The organism is Xanthomonas sp. LMC-A-07 (assembly GCF_030208825.1).
In the GTDB taxonomy this organism is placed as follows: Bacteria; Pseudomonadota; Gammaproteobacteria; order Xanthomonadales; family Xanthomonadaceae; genus Xanthomonas; species Xanthomonas campestris.
The window spans coordinates 648,513-665,086 of the sequence record NZ_JARVTF010000008.1; the positions used below are offsets into that span (position 1 = coordinate 648,513).

The 16,574-nt window shown below is 67.5% G+C and carries 16 protein-coding genes and 1 tRNA gene; 12 read left to right on the plus strand and 5 right to left on the minus strand.

All coding sequences use genetic code 11. The features are described from left to right. The first annotated feature begins 108 nt into the window (after positions 1–108). On the plus strand, positions 109–450 hold the full coding sequence (locus tag QRM89_RS10210; protein WP_040940458.1) for an HPF/RaiA family ribosome-associated protein: 342 nt from the start codon (positions 109–111) through the stop codon (positions 448–450). A gap of 133 nt (positions 451–583) precedes the next feature. On the opposite strand, the gene QRM89_RS10215 is transcribed toward QRM89_RS10210, so the two are convergent. Beyond that, positions 584–660 (minus strand) — tRNA-Arg (locus QRM89_RS10215). Between the two features lie 265 nt (positions 661–925). On the opposite strand from QRM89_RS10215, the gene ubiA reads away from it, so the two are divergent. Continuing rightward, the gene (gene ubiA, locus QRM89_RS10220; RefSeq protein ID WP_285447941.1) at positions 926–1,831 is read left to right on the plus strand and encodes a 4-hydroxybenzoate octaprenyltransferase; all 906 of its coding nucleotides are present in this window, start codon (positions 926–928) and stop codon (positions 1,829–1,831) included. 395 nt (positions 1,832–2,226) lie between these two features. On the opposite strand, the gene QRM89_RS10225 is transcribed toward ubiA, so the two are convergent. Next, the gene (locus QRM89_RS10225) at positions 2,227–2,952 is read right to left on the minus strand and encodes a ComF family protein (protein WP_225041093.1); all 726 of its coding nucleotides are present in this window, start codon (positions 2,950–2,952) and stop codon (positions 2,227–2,229) included. A gap of 49 nt (positions 2,953–3,001) precedes the next feature. On the opposite strand from QRM89_RS10225, the gene bioB reads away from it, so the two are divergent. The 7 genes from bioB (at position 3,002) to lpxO (ending at position 10,240) form a co-directional block, all read left to right on the plus strand. Beyond that, positions 3,002–4,036: a biotin synthase BioB gene (gene bioB, locus QRM89_RS10230; protein WP_057671193.1), complete on the plus strand. Its 1,035-nt coding sequence runs from the start codon at positions 3,002–3,004 to the stop codon at positions 4,034–4,036. Positions 4,037–4,135: 99 nt separating this feature from the next. Beyond that, positions 4,136–5,341, plus strand: a complete 1,206-nt coding sequence (bioF, locus tag QRM89_RS10235; protein WP_285447942.1) for an 8-amino-7-oxononanoate synthase — start codon at positions 4,136–4,138, stop codon at positions 5,339–5,341. A gap of 2 nt (positions 5,342–5,343) precedes the next feature. Beyond that, a complete protein-coding gene (locus tag QRM89_RS10240) occupies positions 5,344–5,709 on the plus strand; it encodes a hypothetical protein (RefSeq protein ID WP_285447943.1) in 366 nt (121 codons plus the stop codon). Between the two features lie 31 nt (positions 5,710–5,740). Further along, the gene (gene bioH / locus QRM89_RS10245; RefSeq protein ID WP_285447974.1) at positions 5,741–6,502 is read left to right on the plus strand and encodes a pimeloyl-ACP methyl ester esterase BioH; all 762 of its coding nucleotides are present in this window, start codon (positions 5,741–5,743) and stop codon (positions 6,500–6,502) included. 794 nt (positions 6,503–7,296) lie between these two features. Further along, entirely contained in the window at positions 7,297–8,079 is a 783-nt protein-coding gene (locus QRM89_RS10250; RefSeq protein ID WP_115572040.1) for an SDR family oxidoreductase, read from the plus strand. A gap of 96 nt (positions 8,080–8,175) precedes the next feature. Then, the gene (gene bioC, locus QRM89_RS10255) at positions 8,176–9,060 is read left to right on the plus strand and encodes a malonyl-ACP O-methyltransferase BioC (RefSeq protein WP_285447944.1); all 885 of its coding nucleotides are present in this window, start codon (positions 8,176–8,178) and stop codon (positions 9,058–9,060) included. A gap of 274 nt (positions 9,061–9,334) precedes the next feature. Next, complete coding sequence (gene lpxO / locus QRM89_RS10260; protein WP_011035636.1) at positions 9,335–10,240, plus strand: lipid A hydroxylase LpxO; 906 nt, start codon at positions 9,335–9,337, stop codon at positions 10,238–10,240. Positions 10,241–10,401: 161 nt separating this feature from the next. On the opposite strand, the gene QRM89_RS10265 is transcribed toward lpxO, so the two are convergent. From QRM89_RS10265 to QRM89_RS10275, 3 genes are read right to left on the minus strand one after another with little or no spacing between them, the layout of a single operon-like run. Continuing rightward, positions 10,402–10,821, minus strand: coding sequence for a nuclear transport factor 2 family protein (locus QRM89_RS10265; protein WP_011035635.1), 420 nt, complete (start codon positions 10,819–10,821; stop codon positions 10,402–10,404). Between the two features lie 43 nt (positions 10,822–10,864). Beyond that, positions 10,865–11,482, minus strand: a complete 618-nt coding sequence (locus tag QRM89_RS10270; protein ID WP_011035634.1) for a YdcF family protein — start codon at positions 11,480–11,482, stop codon at positions 10,865–10,867. Continuing rightward, on the minus strand, positions 11,467–12,426 hold the full coding sequence (locus QRM89_RS10275; RefSeq protein ID WP_228424938.1) for a pyridoxal-phosphate dependent enzyme: 960 nt from the start codon (positions 12,424–12,426) through the stop codon (positions 11,467–11,469). Before QRM89_RS10275 ends, QRM89_RS10270 begins: the two co-directional genes overlap by 16 nt. A 157-nt stretch (positions 12,427–12,583) precedes the next feature. On the opposite strand from QRM89_RS10275, the gene QRM89_RS10280 reads away from it, so the two are divergent. The 3 genes from QRM89_RS10280 to QRM89_RS10290 all read left to right on the plus strand — a co-directional run bounded on the left by QRM89_RS10280 (position 12,584) and on the right by QRM89_RS10290 (position 16,556). Beyond that, positions 12,584–13,054, plus strand: a complete 471-nt coding sequence (locus QRM89_RS10280) for a hypothetical protein (RefSeq protein ID WP_014509288.1) — start codon at positions 12,584–12,586, stop codon at positions 13,052–13,054. 552 nt (positions 13,055–13,606) lie between these two features. Next, complete coding sequence (mnmG, locus tag QRM89_RS10285; RefSeq protein WP_103700885.1) at positions 13,607–15,511, plus strand: tRNA uridine-5-carboxymethylaminomethyl(34) synthesis enzyme MnmG; 1,905 nt, start codon at positions 13,607–13,609, stop codon at positions 15,509–15,511. 397 nt (positions 15,512–15,908) lie between these two features. Then, positions 15,909–16,556: a DUF2490 domain-containing protein gene (locus QRM89_RS10290; RefSeq protein ID WP_161963390.1), complete on the plus strand. Its 648-nt coding sequence runs from the start codon at positions 15,909–15,911 to the stop codon at positions 16,554–16,556. Positions 16,557–16,574: the final 18 nt, after the last annotated feature.

Sequence of the window (16,574 nt, forward strand, 5' to 3'; positions counted from 1 at the left end):
AGCGCATGAACGTCGGCGCCGGGCTGTCACCTCGTGCCAACAGTTGGCTGTCGCAGAATCGAATCACCGCTGCGGCAGACGCAGCGGATGACCGCGAAGGAGACTCCTATGCAGATCCAGATCCAGACCGACAACCACGTGCCGCATGACCCCTCCGTTGTGCAGCACGTCGAGAAGACCTGTGCCGCGCAGTTGGCGCACTTTGCCCACGACATCACCCGCGTGGAAGTGCATTTGCGCGACGAGAACGGTCAGCGTGGCGGTGCGGCGGATCGGACCTGCAGTATCGAGGCGCATGTCGCCGGCCTGCCGCCCATTGCCGCCAGCAACAGCGCCGAAACCACCGCGTCTGCGGTCACCGGTGCGGCCCGCAAGCTGCGCAGCGCCATCGAAAGCGCCCGCGGCAAGCAGCAGGCCAAGGCCACCGCTCCGGCGCCAGACCCCTTGTAAGGCCCGCATTGCAGGGCGGCGCGCCCGCCCTGTGGCAGCCATGGCCCCGCACATCGCGTGGCCGCGCATCCCCTGAAAACGCGATCGGCCCGTTTGCAATGGCAGTGCCATCACAAACGGGCCGACTTATGTCTGGTGCGCCCGGAGGGATTCGAACCCCCGACCAATGGCTTCGGAAGCCACTACTCTATCCGGCTGAGCTACGAGCGCCTGGCCGCGCATTATGCCAGAACCGGCGCCATCCGCGTGATCGCCGAGCCCTAGCCCGCTTCTCGGCGTGCATCCCTCCGCGCACACCAGCCGAAGGCGCCTCCTCATTTATCCTTGCGGTCGCACAGATGGGGCGATCCCGCCAGCGCTGCAGCGCCCCGCACCTGAAAACCCACTTCAAAAGCGCGCCCAACCGCAGCCAACAGCGACGTCCACACCGTCAAGCGCATGACCGCGGCCAAGTCGCGCTGCTACCCTTTGCAGCATGAGCAAGCAAGGTTTCGAGAACGTGCCCACGGCCCCTGCGCTGACGTGGCCAGAGCGCCTGGGACAGTATTGGAAGTTGGTCCGTGGTGACCGCCCGATCGGCAGCCTGCTGCTGCTCTGGCCTACCTGGTGGGCGCTGTGGCTGGCGGCCGGAGGCCTGCCACCGTTGTGGACCTTGTTCGTGTTCACCGCTGGCGTCTGGCTGACCCGTTCGGCCGGCTGCGTGATCAACGACTACGCCGACCGCTGGCTGGATCCGCACGTGGAGCGCACCAAGTCGCGTCCGCTCGCCACTGGCGCGGTCTCCGGCCGCGAGGCGCTGTGGGTATTCGTGGTGTTGATGCTGGTCGCCTTCGCGCTGGTGCTCAGCCTCAACTGGCTGACCGTGGCGCTGAGCGTGCCCGGCCTGTTTCTGGCGGCCAGCTACCCCTATCTGAAGCGCCACACCCATCTGCCGCAGGTATACCTGGGCATGGCGTTCGGCTGGGGCATCCCGATGGGCTTCGCCGCCGTGCAGGGCAGCGTGCCGCTGCTGGCCTGGCTGCTGTACGCCGCCAACATCCTCTGGGCCACGGCCTACGACACCTGGTATGCCATGGTCGACCGCGAGGACGACATCCGCATGGGCAGCAAATCCACCGCCATCCTGTTCGGCCGTTACGACCTGATCGCGCAAGGCGTGCTCTACGCGCTGATGTTCGCGGCCCTGGTGCTGGTGGGCTTGCGCGCCGGTCTCAGCATCGCTTACTGGGCTGGGCTGGGCATCGCAGCGCTGCTGGTGGCCTACGAATTCCACATCGCCCGCCACCGCGAACGCGGTCCCTGCTTCCGCGCCTTCCTGCATAACAACTGGGTAGGCCTAGCGATCTTCGTCGGCATCGCCGCGGCGCTGGCGTTGCGCTAGCGGGCAGGTACGGCAATCGCGTCGCACGTTAAGCCCGGGGCACGAAGACACTGGTGGCGCGCCACTGGTGGCGCCTTGGAGCGCCCGCGCCGCAAACACAGGCCGGGGCGCGGAACGTGGTCTGGGGTACGGCATGGCTCCACCTGTCAGGCGCCGGCTAAGGTGGGATGCGCCAGCGCGCCCGGAGATCGGCTATTCGGCTCGTTCAGACATCCTCTGCCTGACTCGCCGCCGCGACACATCCATGTGCCGCTCTGCGCCAATCCCCGGGCGCGCTGTCGCCTCGGCATGTTGTCCTCGTGACACCGATAGCAGCGCAACTGGATGACCCGTCGCCGACAACCTTGCGGGCCAAGCCTCACGGCGCAACGCTACAACGCGCAAGCCACCATCCCTCACGGCACCCGCGCGCAGACCCAGGCGTCCACGCGCTGCACACCGGCGCGCCGCAACGCCTGTGCGGCTGCATGCAAGGTCGCGCCCGTGGTCATGACGTCGTCCACCAGCGCCACATGGATGGGCAGCGGCCCACGCGCCAGAAACGCATCGCGCAGATTGCGTCGGCGCTCGTCGGCATCCAGTTCGGACTGCGGCGCCGTGGCCCGCATGCGGCGCAGCAGCGGCAGGCAGGGCAGCTGCAGTGCGCGGCCCAGCGGCCGGGCCAACTCCAGCGCCTGGTCGTAACCGCGCTGGCGTAGCCGCTGCCGGTGCAGGCTCACCGGCACCAGTGCCTGTGGCCGCGGCAAGGCGGCACAGCGCGCGGCCATCAACTCGCTCAGCACCCGTCCGGCCGCCAGATCCTGATGGAACTTGAAGCGTCGCAGCAGCCCGTCCACCGGCCAGCGATAGGTGAAGCAGGCATATGCGCGCTGCAGCGGCGGCGGGTGCTGCAGGCACTGGCCGCACAGTGGCAGCCCGGCAGCGGCAAACAACGGCGTGGCGCAGCATACGCAGGCAGTGCCGTGGTCAGGCAGCGCCGCCCGGCAGGACGGGCACAGGTCGCAATCGTCAGTGCCCGACTCCGCGCACACCAGGCACAGCGACGGCAGTAGCAACCGCAGCAGCCGTTGTGGCCACCTGTAAACCGAATGCGGATGCGTGAAGTTGACAGCCTCGTCCATGCTCACCAGACTGCCTGGCTTCCAAGCCGCTGACTGTCAGGAAACCCCGATGTCCGTTGTCGTCCGCCATGACTGGGATCGCAAAGAACTGCATGCGCTGTTCGCGCTGCCGTTTCCCGAGCTGCTGCATCGCGCCGCCAGCGTGCACCGTGCCCACTTCGACCCGGCCGAGGTGCAGGTCTCCACGCTGCTGTCGGTCAAGACCGGCGGCTGCCCGGAAGATTGCGCTTACTGCCCGCAGGCGCAGCGCTACGACACCGGGGTGAGTGCGCAGAAACTGATGGATACCGAAGACGTGGTGGCCAAGGCCCGCCAGGCCAAGGCCGCGGGCGCCTCGCGCTTCTGCATGGGCGCGGCGTGGCGCTCGCCCAAGGACCGCGACATCCCCAAGGTGGCCGCGATGATCCGCGAGGTGAAGGCGATGGGCCTGGAAACCTGCGCCACCTTGGGCATGCTCGACGCCGGCCAGGCGCGCGCGCTCAAGGACGCCGGGCTGGACTACTACAACCACAATCTGGACACCGCGCCGGATTACTACGATTCGATCATCCACACCCGCCAGTACCAGGACCGCCTGAACACCCTGGAGCACGTGCGCGATGTGGGCTTGAAGACCTGCTGCGGCGGCATCGTCGGCATGGGCGAAACCCGCGAGCACCGCGTCGGCCTGTTGCATGCGCTGGCCACGTTGCCCGCGCACCCGGACTCGGTGCCGATCAACCAGCTGGTGCAGGTCCCCGGCACTCCGTTGCACGGCACCGAGCCGCTGGATGCATTCGAGTTCGTGCGCATGATCGCGGTGGCGCGCATCGCCATGCCCAAGTCGATGGTGCGCCTGTCCGCCGGCCGCGAGGCGATGAGCGACGAACTGCAGGCGCTGTGCTTCCTGGCCGGTGCCAACTCAATCTTCTACGGCGAAAAGCTGCTCACCACCGGCAACCCCGATACCGAGCGCGACCAGGCGTTGTTCCAGCGGCTGGGCCTGCGCCCGATGCAGATCACCGTCGACGCCGCCGAGCACGACCACCCCGGCACCGTGCATGCGGACATCACCTGCGGCGCCGCCTGCGAGCACGCGGCCTGACCGCATCAGCGCCCAGCCGGCACCGGCCGTCGGTGCCGGCTGGGCGCGCTGGGCCCGGCACGCTACGCTAGCGGCCCTCTTCCGCTGTCGACGAACACCATGGCTCGCCCCGATCTGCACGAACGGATTTCGTCGCTGCGCAAATTGCGCGTGGCCCAGGAGCGGGTGCGGGTGCGGCGGCAGGTGGGCCGCCGCGACGGCGTGCGCCTGGAAATCGATGGGCGCTGGCTGACCGGTTTCTGTTCCAACGATTACCTGGGCCTGTCGCAACAGTTCGAAGTGGTGGCCGCACTGCAGGATGCCGCCGCGCGCGATGGTGCCGGGGCGACTGCCTCGCATCTGATCTGCGGCCATCACACCGCGCACGAAGCGCTGGAGCGCGACATCGCCGAATGGCTGGGCTATCCGTCGGCGCTGCTGTTCGGCAGCGGCTTCATCGCCAACCTGGCCGTGCAACAGGCGCTGCTCAGCGAAGAAGACGATGTCTGCGTGCAGGACCGGCTCAATCACGCCAGCCTGCTGGATGCCACGCGCTTGGCCGGCTGCCGGTTGCGCCGCTACCCGCACCTGGATGTGGAAGGCGCGATGCGCCAGCTCAAGGGCGCGCCGGAGGGCGCGGCAATGCTCGCCAGCGACGGTGTTTTCAGCATGGATGGCGACGTTGCGCCACTGCGTGCGCTGAGCCTGGTCGCGCGCATGCAGGAGGCCTTGTTCTATGTCGACGATGCGCACGGCGTGGGCGTGCTGGGGCCGCAGGGCCGCGGTTGCGTGGCCGATGCCGGGCTCGGCGTGGCCGAAGTGCCGCTGCAATTGGTGACCCTGGGCAAGGCCCTGGGCGGCTATGGCGCGGTGGTGGTGGGCGAAGAAGCGCTGATCCGCCATCTGGCCGAAACCGCGCGCCCGTACATCTACACCACCGCGCTGCCGCCCGCGCAGGTGGCCGCCACCCTGGCTGCGGTGCGCCTGGCGCGTCGCGACGATTGGCGCCGCACGCGGCTGACCGAACTGATCGGCACATTCCGCGATGGCGCGCGCCGGCACGGGTTCGAACTGATGGCCTCGGACACCCCCATCCAGCCATTGCTGTGTGGCGAAGAGGCCACCGTGATGGCGATGTCGGCGGCGCTGGAGCAAGCCGGCTTCATGGTCGGTGCGATCCGCCCACCCACCGTGCCCGAAGGCAAGGCGCGGCTGCGGGTGACGTTGTCGGCATTGCACACGCCGCAACAGGTGCAGGCCCTGGTCGATGCCATCGTGCAGGCGCGCGATGTGGTCAGCCGCCAGCCGCAGCGCGCGCTGGCCTGAGCATGCACACCCCGACGCCGGCGCAACGCCGCGTGTGGGAGGCAATGGCCGAGCTGTATCTGGATACCGCAGTCGATGACATGCACGCGCGCATCGTGCGCTGCCTGGCGGAGTCGCCGTTTTCGCTGGAACAGCTGCGCACGATGTTGTTGCACGACGTGCACCCGGTGCTGCGCAGCAATGTGTACAGCGTGGCCGGCGTGTGGGACGGCTTCGATCCGGCGTGGTTGAGCGCGGCCATCGCCGCACACCGTGCGCGCGCGTGGGGCTGGCCCGATCGCTGGTGCTGGCGCGGCTACGCACGTGCGCAGTGGCGTTGGCTTGGCCCACGCGTGGCCGCGTTGCGCGCCGAGGCCGCAGCTACCTGACCAAGCACGCATGATCGGCGACACTACGCGCATGCATATCGACGTCATCGGCCACGGGCCGGCACTGGTTCTTCTGCACGGCTGGGCACTGCATGGCGGTGTGTTCGCACCCTTGGTGGAGCGCCTGGCACCGCACTACCAACTGCATCTGGTGGACCTGCCCGGGCATGGCTTCAGCCACGACGACACTACGCCGCTGGCCTTGCCGCACGTGGTGGCCGCAATTGCCGCGGCCACGCCGCCGGCGGTCTGGGTGGGCTGGTCGCTGGGCGGCCTGTTCGCACTGCATGCGGCGGCCACCCAACCGCAGGTCCGCGCGCTGGCGATGATCGCCGCCACGCCACGCTTCGTGCGTGGCAATGACTGGCCCGATGCAGTGGAACGCGAGGTCTTCGTGCAATTCGGCCAGGATCTTGCGCGCGATTACCGCGGCACGCTCGACCGGTTTCTCGCCCTGGACACGCTGGGCTCGGCGCATGCGCGCAGCGAATTGCGCAGCTTGCGCGAGACTCTCACTGCGCGCGGCGAACCGGCAGCCAGCGCGCTGCAGGATGGCCTGGGCCTGCTCGAACGCACCGACCTGCGCCGCGCGCTGGCAACGCTTGCGCGGCCCAGCCTGTGGATCGCCGGGCAACGCGACCGCCTGGTGCCGGCCGCCGGCATGCATGCCGCGGCTGCGCGCGCGCCACATGCACAGGCACTGACCATCGACGGCGGCGGACATGCACCGTTCCTGGGCCACGCCGACCAGGTGGCCGAGGCGCTGCACCGCTTTGTTGCAGCATTGCCCTGAGAGATGCACACCGTGTGTGATGCGACGCGGCAGCAAGGTGCATCTGCCCTCGCGCAGATGCATGGCGAAGGCTTCACGTCGGCCTGCGGCGTGTAGTGAGAATTCACTGGCCGCAAGCAATCGTGAGCTGCGTTGGATGGGGTGCACTTCCGCTGACGCAGGCCTGAGCCTGCCCAGTACATCGATAACGCAATGCGCGAGCACTGCAGATGCAACTATCTCGTCAGCCGTTTTTCGGTGGCATGCCACCCAGGATCGCGCATGGCGCACTCCTGCTCTCTTCGCACCACAGTGCGAATCGCACTGCTCGCAGCACACTGTTTTTTTGTTTCCCGTCGCTATCGCCGGTCAGTGCAACAGCCTCTCGCGCCGGATCAACTTCAGCTACGTCTGCCGGGCCTGAAGGACACGTGCGTGCGCGCCGACAAGCTGCCGTACACCGGGCTGTGCGTACGCGACCCACGCAGGCGTTTAGATCCGCATCGACGACCTGCTGATCGCGGACGAGAAGACGGGTGCGCGCATCCGGCGCAGGGTGTGCACCCGACTAACTACAACGCACACCTGAGATGATGAGCTCATGCCGTCCTGGTACCACCGCGCCCCTGAGCCGCGGCAATTACCAGCACGCACCGCTGCCGCCTCTCGCAGCTATTGCAGTGATTGCGAATCGCCACGCAATGCGAGATCACTCCTGGGACCACCGCCAATCAACACACTGTCCGATCCACCACCACACGCCGTGCAGCCGCGATCACCGATCATGCGCATTCGTTGATTTGAAGGAGCACCGCATGGATCTGGGAATCGCCGGGCGCTGGGCCTTGGTATGCGCCGCCAGCAAGGGCCTGGGACTGGGCTGCGCACAGGCGCTGGCACGCGAAGGCGCCAATGTCGTGATTGTCGCGCGTGGCCGCGAGGCATTGGAGCAGTCCGCCAGCAACTTGCGCGCCCTGCCCAATGCGGGTGAGGTGCGCAGCGTCGTCGCCGACATCACCACCAGCGAAGGCCGTGCCGCGGCGCTGGCCGCCTGCCCGCAGGTCGATATCCTGATCAACAACGCCGGCGGGCCGCCGCCGGGCGATTTCCGTCAATGGGAACGCGCGGACTGGCTGCGTGCGCTCGACGCCAACATGCTGGCCCCGATCGAACTGATCCGCGCCACGGTCGATGCGATGCGCGCGCGTCGCTTCGGCCGCATCGTCAACATCACCTCCAGCGCGGTGAAGGCGCCGATCGACATCCTGGGCCTGTCCAACGGCGCGCGCGCCGGTCTCACCGGCTTCGTGGCCGGGCTGGCGCGCAGCACCGTGGCCGACAATGTCACCCTCAACAATCTGTTGCCGGGCCAGTTCGCTACCGACCGGCTGCGCGGCAACTTCGCCGTGATCGCCGAGCAACAAGGCACCAGCGCCGAGGCGGTGGCCGCGCACAAACGCGCCGGCATCCCGGCCGGGCGCTTTGGCGAGCCGGACGAATTCGGCGCGGCCTGCGCATTCCTGTGCAGTGCCCAGGCCGGCTACATCACCGGGCAGAACCTGCTGATCGACGGCGGCGCCTACCCGGGCACGTTTTGACGCCACTGGCGCTACGCATCAACACGCCGGCGCGCATCACACCGTGTCGCTGCGGCAATTCCCTCGGCGGCGCGCAGCGGCGACAATAGCGCGGCAATGAACAGCACTTTCGACCCCCGCCACGTCCGGCGCGCCTTCGCGCGTGCCGCCAGCAGCTATGCCGCCGCCGCCGCCCTGCAACGCGAGGTGGAAACGCGCCTGCTGGAGTCGCTCGACTATCTCGGCGACACCGCGCCCAAGGTGGTGCTGGATGTGGGTGCCGGCCCGGGCCATGCGAGCGCAACGATCAAGAAACGCTGGCCCAAGGCCCAGGTGATCGCGCTCGACCAGGCACTGCCGATGCTGCGCCAGGCGCGCAAGACTGCGGGTTGGTGGAAGCCGTTTGCGCAGGTCTGCGCCGATGCCCGCGCGCTGCCGGTGGCCGATGGCAGCGTGGATGTGATCTTCAGCAATCTGTGCTTGCAGTGGGTGGAAGACCTGCCGGCGGTGTTCACCGGCTTTCGGCGCGCGTTGCGGCCCGGCGGCCTGCTGCTGTGCTCCACCTTCGGCCCGGAGACGCTGATCGAACTGCGCGAGGCCTTCGCGCAGGCCGACCCGGCCCCGCATGTGAGCCGCTTCCCGCCGATTGCGCAGTTCGGCGATGCGCTGATGATGTCCGGCTTCCGCGACCCGGTGCTGGACCGCGACCTGTTCACCCTCACCTACAACGACCTGCCGGCCTTGATGCGCGAGTTGCGCGCGATGGGCGCCACCAATGCGCTCAGCAACCGCCGCGCCACGCTGACCGGCCGCGGCCGCTTCGCCGCCGCCAGTGCGGCCTACGAACCCCTGCGGCGGCCCGATGGCACCCTGCCCAGTTCGTGGGAAGTCATCTACGCGCACGCCTGGGCGCCGGCGCCGGGCGCTCCGATCCGCGAGCGCGGGCAGGACATCGCCAGCGTGCCGGTGGGCGCGATCCCGATCCGCCGCCGCCAGGACTAAGCGTGGCGATCACTGCGCGGGCGCAGCCGCCAGGCAGGCGCGGCGGCGGCATGCACCAATCGCCTGCCTCGGTCCCGTTGCCTCCGGCAGCACCCCGGCGCCCGCGCCACGGTGCGTCAACCGCACGCAAGCGGCGCACACCCTGCCAGCGCATGTCGCCGGTCATCGGTAGGACACAGTATTACCGCCGAGCCCATCGCGATCAGGCAGGCTCGGCGCTTGCAACCGGTAGAATTCACCAGTTAACGGCCCCCGCCCCCAACCGGCCTCCCCAATGTTGAAGTGGCTCATCATCGCGCTGTTTATTGCCTCAGCGCTGTACATCCATTACCGCGGTCGCGTGCGCCACCGGCTCAGCCGGCAGCTGCTGGACCATTCCACCTTCATGGCCCCGATCAACACGCTGATGTATCTGTGTTCGCGGGTGCCGACCACGCCGTTCATCGATCCGGGCAAGGAATTTCCGGAGCTGGCCCCGTTGCGCGCGAACTGGACGCTGATTCGCGACGAGGCAGTGGCGCTGCAGCAGATGCAGAAGATCCGCGCGGCCGACGGCTACACCGACATCGGCTTCAACTCGTTCTTCCGCCGCGGCTGGAAGCGCTTCTACCTGAAGTGGTACGGCACCGCGCACCCGTCGGCGGCCGAGCTGTGCCCGCAGACCACCGCGCTGCTGCGCTCCATTCCCACGGTCAAGGCGGCGATGTTCGCCGAGCTGCCGCCGGGCAGCGAACTGCGTCCGCACCGCGACCCGTTCGCCGGCTCCATGCGCCTGCACCTGGGCCTGGCCACGCCCAACGACGACCGCTGCTTCATCGACGTCGACGGCCAGCGCCACAGCTGGCGCGACGGCGAGTGGACCATGTTCGACGAGACCTACATCCACCACGCACGCAACGACACAGACCAGGACCGCATCATCCTGTTCTGCGATATCGAGCGCCCGATGCGCTGGCGCTGGGCGGCGGCGGTGAATCGCTTCGTCGGCCGCAGCCTGCTCTCGGCCGGCGCCTCGCCGAACCAGGAAGGCGACAAGACCGGCGGCATCAACCGGGTGTTCCGGTATTTCTACGCCGCACGGCTCAAGGCCAAGGCGCTGAAGGAGCGCAACAACCCGCTCTACCAGACGCTCAAGTGGGGCATCTTCGTGCTGGTGGTCGTGGGCATCGTGCTGCTGTAACGCAGGCGCTACGCCCGTCAGCTACTGCAATGCCCGACCAACCACGTAGGAGCGCGCTCGCGCGCGATGTGGCGTTACCGATAACGCTTCATTGCGCGCGAGCGCGATCCAACGCAGTCCAGCGGCTGATTTAGCCAACCTGCACCGCAGCAGCCCTGGCGTCAGCGCGACACCTGCGCAATCCATTCCTGCAGGTTGTAGTAATTGGTCACCCGCGTGATCTGCCCATCGCGCACATCGAAGAACGCGCCGCCGGGCAGGACATAGGTCTGCCCGTTCGCATCCGGCAGGCCTTCGTCGGTGGTGTGGTAGACGCCATGCACCACGTACTCGGCGCCGACGCGCGTGCCTTCGTCATTGGCAGTCACCACGATGTCGCGCAGCTGCTCGCGGTAGCTGTCGTTCATGCGCTGCAGGAAGCTGGCGAAGGCCGCCCGGCCAATCTCGCGTGGCCCCTGGTTGAGGTCGTGGGCGACGTCCTCGGCCAGGAACGCCAGCATGGCGTCCCAATCGCCGCGATTGAATGCCTCGTAGTAGGCCTGGACCAGGCCGGTGGCGCGTTGCCGATTGCTCTCGCTCATGCTCGAACCTGCCGCTGGGAAAGCCGCCATCATAGGCCCGGCATCAGGCGCCCTGCACCACCAGATCGCGGTGGAAGTAATAGACCTCCTGCAACAGGAAGCGCCAGCTGGTGTGGAAGCTGCGGAAGCGCGTGCTCGGGGTGGACGACGCCAGCGCATCCACGCCCAGCTCCTGGCACAGCCGTAGCGCGCGCGCCATGTGCAGCGGGTCGCTGACGATGATCGCCCGGTGCATGCCATGCCGCTCCATCAGCGCGCGCGCCTGCAGCAGGTTCTGCCGGGTGGTGCGCGAGCTGGTCTCGATCACGATGGCTTCCGACGGCACGCCGTGCCGCAGCGCGTAGCGCCGCGCCACCTGGGATTCGGCAAAACGCGCCCCGTTGCCGAAGCCGCCGGTAAACAGCAGATGCGGCGCATAGCCGCGTGCATACAGGTCCAGCGCATGCCGGATGCGCTCTTCGAACACGGGGGAGGGGCGCGCGTCGTAGGCCGCCGCGCCCAGCACGATGATCACGTCAGCCGGTGCGGCCTGGTCGCGGTCGCCCACCCAGACGATCCAGCCGGCCACGCCCACCAGCCAGATCAGCGCCAGCATGCACAGCCGCCACCCCCAACCCCACAGGCCAAGCCCACGCGAGGGCCTGCTCACGCGGCGGCCCACGGCAAAGCGTCCAGGTCGACATTGCCGCCAGACAAGATGACGCCCACCCGCTTCCCGGCAAAGCGCGCCGGGTCGGCCAGCACGGCCGCCAGCGCGATGGCCGACGACGGTTCCACCACCTGCTTCAAGACCTGCCAGAGCAGGCGCATGGCCTGCACCACGGCGGCATCGTCAACGGTGATGACCTGCGCCCCGGCGGCCTGCAGCAGCGCGAAGTTGGGCGCCCCCAGGGTGCCGCGCAGCCCGTCGCACACGGTGTCGGGAACGAAGTCCACCAGCCGCTGCCCCGCCGCCAGCGACCGCGCAGTGTCGGCTGCGCCCGCCGGCTCGGCCAGCACCAGCGCGCAGCCGGGCGAAGCCTGCAGCGCCAGGGCGGCCCCGGCCGCCAGCCCGCCGCCGCCCACGGGCGCCACCAGCACATCCAGGCCGCCGCTGTCGTGCAGCAGCTCCAGCGTTGCGGTGCCCTGGCCGGCAATCACCGCCGGATCGGTATACGGGTGCACCAGGGTCGCACCGCTGCTGGCCTGGACCTCGGCGCATAGCTGCTCGCGCGCGGCGATGGTCGGCGCGCAGCGCCACAAGGTGGCGCCATGCCGGGAAATATTGGCCAGCTTGGCAGCCACCGCGCCTTCGGGCACCACCACATGACAGCCGATGCCGCGGGTGCGCGCAGCCAGGGCCAGCGCCGCGCCATGGTTGCCGGAAGAGTGCGTCACCACGCCCTGTGCGGCGGTCTCGGCCGGCAACGCCCAGACCGCATTGCAGGCGCCGCGGAATTTGAACGCACCGCTGCGCTGCAGGTGCTCGGCCTTGAACATCAGCTGCGCACCGCTGAGCGTGTCCAGCGTGTGCGAGCGCAGCAACGGGGTCGGTGCGGTGTGCGGGGCAATGCGTGCAGCCGCCTGCAGGACGTCGGAATAGGCAGGAAGAAGCGTTTCGATCATGCTCCCAAGATTAACGTATCGCCTCACTCTTCACGGTCGAGGGTCGGCGTCCCGCGCATGCTCGTTCAATGAACATACGCGCCATCACCGCACAGTTAAGGACCGATTCAATGCCGTGGTTCGACAGTGACACCATGGTTGCAGGAGGGCACCATCCATGAAATTCCGTCTGATCCTTGCCGCCGGCCTGCTGGCCTTGAGCGGCTGCGCGACGTACGACTACACCGGCGCCGGGTCGGGTGGGTATTACCGTGGCGCGCCCGCGGTGCAGTACCGCTACCCGCCGGGCTATGCGCCGTATTCCTACGGCAGCCCTTACGGAGCCGGCGGGATCGGTCTGTACGACTATCCGGTGTACCCGGTCTATCGCGGCGGCGGCGGCTATTATTACCGCGAGTACGATCGACGTCCGCAGTACCGTCCTTACAACAACTATGGTCCCCGGCCGAATGGCCCACGCCCGAGTGGCCGGCCCAACGGTCCGCGCCCGCAGCGCCCCAACCCGCCGCCAGCCACCGGCGCGCCACCGCGTCCGGCGCAGCCGCCACGTATCGGTGCTCCGCCGCGGGTGATCCGCGAGATCCAGCGGCAGACCGCACCACGCAATACGCGCCAGCAGATTCCCTGATCGGCTGACTGCGACGCAGCCCACACTTGGTAATGTTGGGGGCTTGCGTTCAGTCTGCACTTGGCTGCAAGCTAGGTGCACTGTGTGACCCGCCACGTCGTTTTCTGACCTGGCCACTCCACTGACCGACTTATGTCGATGTCCGACAGGGAAATCTGGATCCCCCCTGTTCCGGCCCTGTCGGATATCGGCGCCTCCAATGCACAAAGCCCCGGCATGCCGGGGCTTTGTGCATTGGAGCGTTGCGAAGCAGGCCAGAGCGTGTGCGCCGGCGACGTGCAGATAAAACTAAGGGCCGGCAGTCCCCCGACTACCGGCCCTTACGCTACCCCATCGCACGCGCGGCTGGCCCCTGTTCCAATTCCAGCCTTGCGCCCATGTCGCAATGCCACGACGGGTGCAGTAGGGATATCCGCACGAAACATGCCAACTTGAGTGCCAGTGTTCGATAATGTGATTAACGTCACACATTTCACGTGTTAATGCCGCAAACCGCCCTTCAGCCGCTACGTTCGCGGCCGCTGGTCTTCCTCCTGCTTCTGGTCCACGCCCATGTCCGACTCCTTCTATCGCTACGACGTCATCGTGATTGGTGGCGGCCACGCCGGCACCGAGGCGGCGCTGGCGGCTGCCCGCGCCGGTGCACGCACGCTGTTGCTGACCCACAACATCGAGACCGTGGGCGCGATGAGCTGCAACCCGGCCATCGGCGGGATCGGCAAGGGGCACCTGGTCAAGGAGATCGACGCACTGGGCGGGGCGATGGCCAAGGCGGCGGACCTGGCCGGCATCCAGTGGCGCACCCTCAATGCCTCCAAGGGGCCGGCGGTGCGGGCCACCCGCTGCCAGGCCGATCGCAACCTGTACCGCAGCGCGATCCGCCACATCGTCGAAGCGCAGCCCAACCTGACCGTGTTCCAGGCGGCAGTGGACGATCTGATCATCCACAACGGTGCCGCCGAAGGCGACAGCGTACGTGGGGTGATTACCCAGACCGGGCTGCGCTTCGAAGCCACGGCCGTGGTCCTGACCGCAGGCACCTTCCTGGCCGGCAAGATCCATGTCGGCGAGACCCAATACGCGGCCGGGCGCATGGGCGACCCGCCGGCCACCACGCTGGCAGCGCGGCTGCGTGAGCGCCCGTTCGCCATCGATCGCCTCAAGACCGGAACTCCGCCGCGTATTGATGGGCGCACCCTCGACTACACGTTGATGGATGAGCAGCCAGGTGATGACCCGCTGCCGGTGATGTCGTTCATGGGCCAGCTCAGCGACCACCCGACCCAGGTCAGCTGCTGGATCACCCATACCACCGAGCAGACCCACGACATCATCCGTGGCGCGTTGCACCGCTCGCCGCTGTATTCGGGGCAGATCGAGGGCATTGGCCCGCGCTACTGCCCGTCGATCGAAGACAAGGTGGTGCGTTTCGCCGACAAGACCAGCCATCAGATCTTTGTCGAGCCGGAAGGCCTGGACGTCACCGAGATCTATCCCAACGGCATTTCCACCTCGCTGCCGTTCGACGTGCAGCTGGCGCTGGTGCGCTCGATTCGCGGTTTTGCGCAGGCGCATATCACCCGCCCCGGCTACGCGATCGAGTACGACTTCTTCGACCCGCGCGGGCTCAAAGCCTCGCTGGAAACCAAGGCGGTGGGCGGGCTGTTCTTCGCCGGGCAGATCAACGGCACCACCGGTTACGAAGAAGCCGCCGCGCAGGGCCTGTTGGCCGGGCTCAACGCTGCGCGCCACGTGCAGGCGCTGCCGGCCTGGTCGCCGCGCCGCGACGAAGCCTACCTGGGCGTGCTGGTGGACGACCTGATCACCCACGGCACCACCGAGCCGTACCGCATGTTCACCAGCCGCGCCGAATACCGGCTGCAGCTGCGCGAAGACAACGCTGACCTACGGCTGACCGGCGTGGGCCGCGCGATGGGCCTGGTCGACGATGCGCGCTGGGCACGTTTTTCCAGCAAGCAGGAGGCGGTGCAGCGCGAAACCGCGCGCCTGTCGGCACTCTGGGCCACGCCGGGCAATGCCCTGGGCCGCGAGGTGGTCGACACCCTGGGCGTGCCGATGAGCCGCGAGACCAATGTGCTGGACCTGATCAAGCGCCCGGAACTCAGCTACGCCGCGCTGATGCGGGTGCCGACGCTGGGCCCGGGCGTGGACGATGCGCAGGTCGCCGAACAGGTGGAAATCGGCGTCAAGTACGCCGGTTACCTGGATCGTCAGCGCGACGAAATCGCCCGCCAGCAGCGCCACGAAACGACGCCGATCCCCGAAGGTTTCGACTACGCCGGCGTGCGTGGCCTGTCGATGGAAGTGCAGCAGAAACTCGAACGCGTGCGTCCGCAAAGTATCGGCCAGGCACAGCGCATTCCGGGCATGACCCCGGCCGCGATCTCGCTGCTGTTGGTGCACCTGGAACGCGCGCGGCGCAGCCAGGTGGCGTGACGCTAGTGGTCGGTGCGCAGGACAGCGGCAGCGACGTGACGTTACACGCGCTGCCTTGGCCTTGAGGTGTGCATTGGCGTGAGTGACAGATGTTCCTGGCTGCCGTGCAGCCGGGTACCCGCAGGACCCTCACGTGTCTAGCCGCATCGGCCGATTGTTCGGGAGAAATTGGGGGCACCGAAATGTAGGTACTGATTGCCAACAGATGTCACGCAGCGAGTTCATGTCGCCCGGTGCGAAGCGATTGAGCCGTATCGCATGGCGGATGCCTGGAAGTTTGATGGCGGTCGCGACCGAGTTGATATGCTCCGGCACCACTGACGACTTCCTGATCATGAACAGACTGCGTGCGCTGCTGACGGCAACCTACCGAATCGCCTGTCCCGCCCTGTTGCTGATGCTGGGCAGCACCTCGCAGGCGGCGGCACAGACCGAAGAAGACGGGCGTTACTGGCTGAGCGTGTATGCGCAAGGCAAGCTGCCGGTCGAGAATCTTTACTGGAGCATGGACGTGCACCCGCGCTGGCGCGAGGAAGGCGAGCAGTTCGATCAATTGATCCTGCGCCCTGCCGTGTTCTATCGGTTCAATCCGAAAGCCAGTGTCTGGATGGGCTACGACACCATCATCAGTCACCCGGCCGGGCAGCCGTCCAATCGCGAAAATCGCTGGTGGGGACAGTTCCAGTATCAGTTCGATCCGATCGCCAACATCACCATCACCAGCCGCACGCGTCTGGAGCAACGCCACCGCGAAGGCTTCAGCGATGAAGGCTACCGGGTGCGGCAGATGATCAGGGCCGTGCGTCCGAGCAGCCTGAGCCCGCAGTTGTCGTGGGTGGCATTCAACGAGTTGTTCGTCAATCTCGATCAGACCCAGTGGGGCGCACGTAGCGGCATCGATCAGAACCGGGTGTTCGTGGGCATCAACTGGAAGTTCAATGCGATCTCCAATGTCGATGTCGGGTATTTGAATCAGTTCGTCAATAACCGCACGATCGACCGCGAAAATCACGTCTTGATGACCACCTTCCGCTTCAATTTCTGAGCGCACGCACCGGCCGCG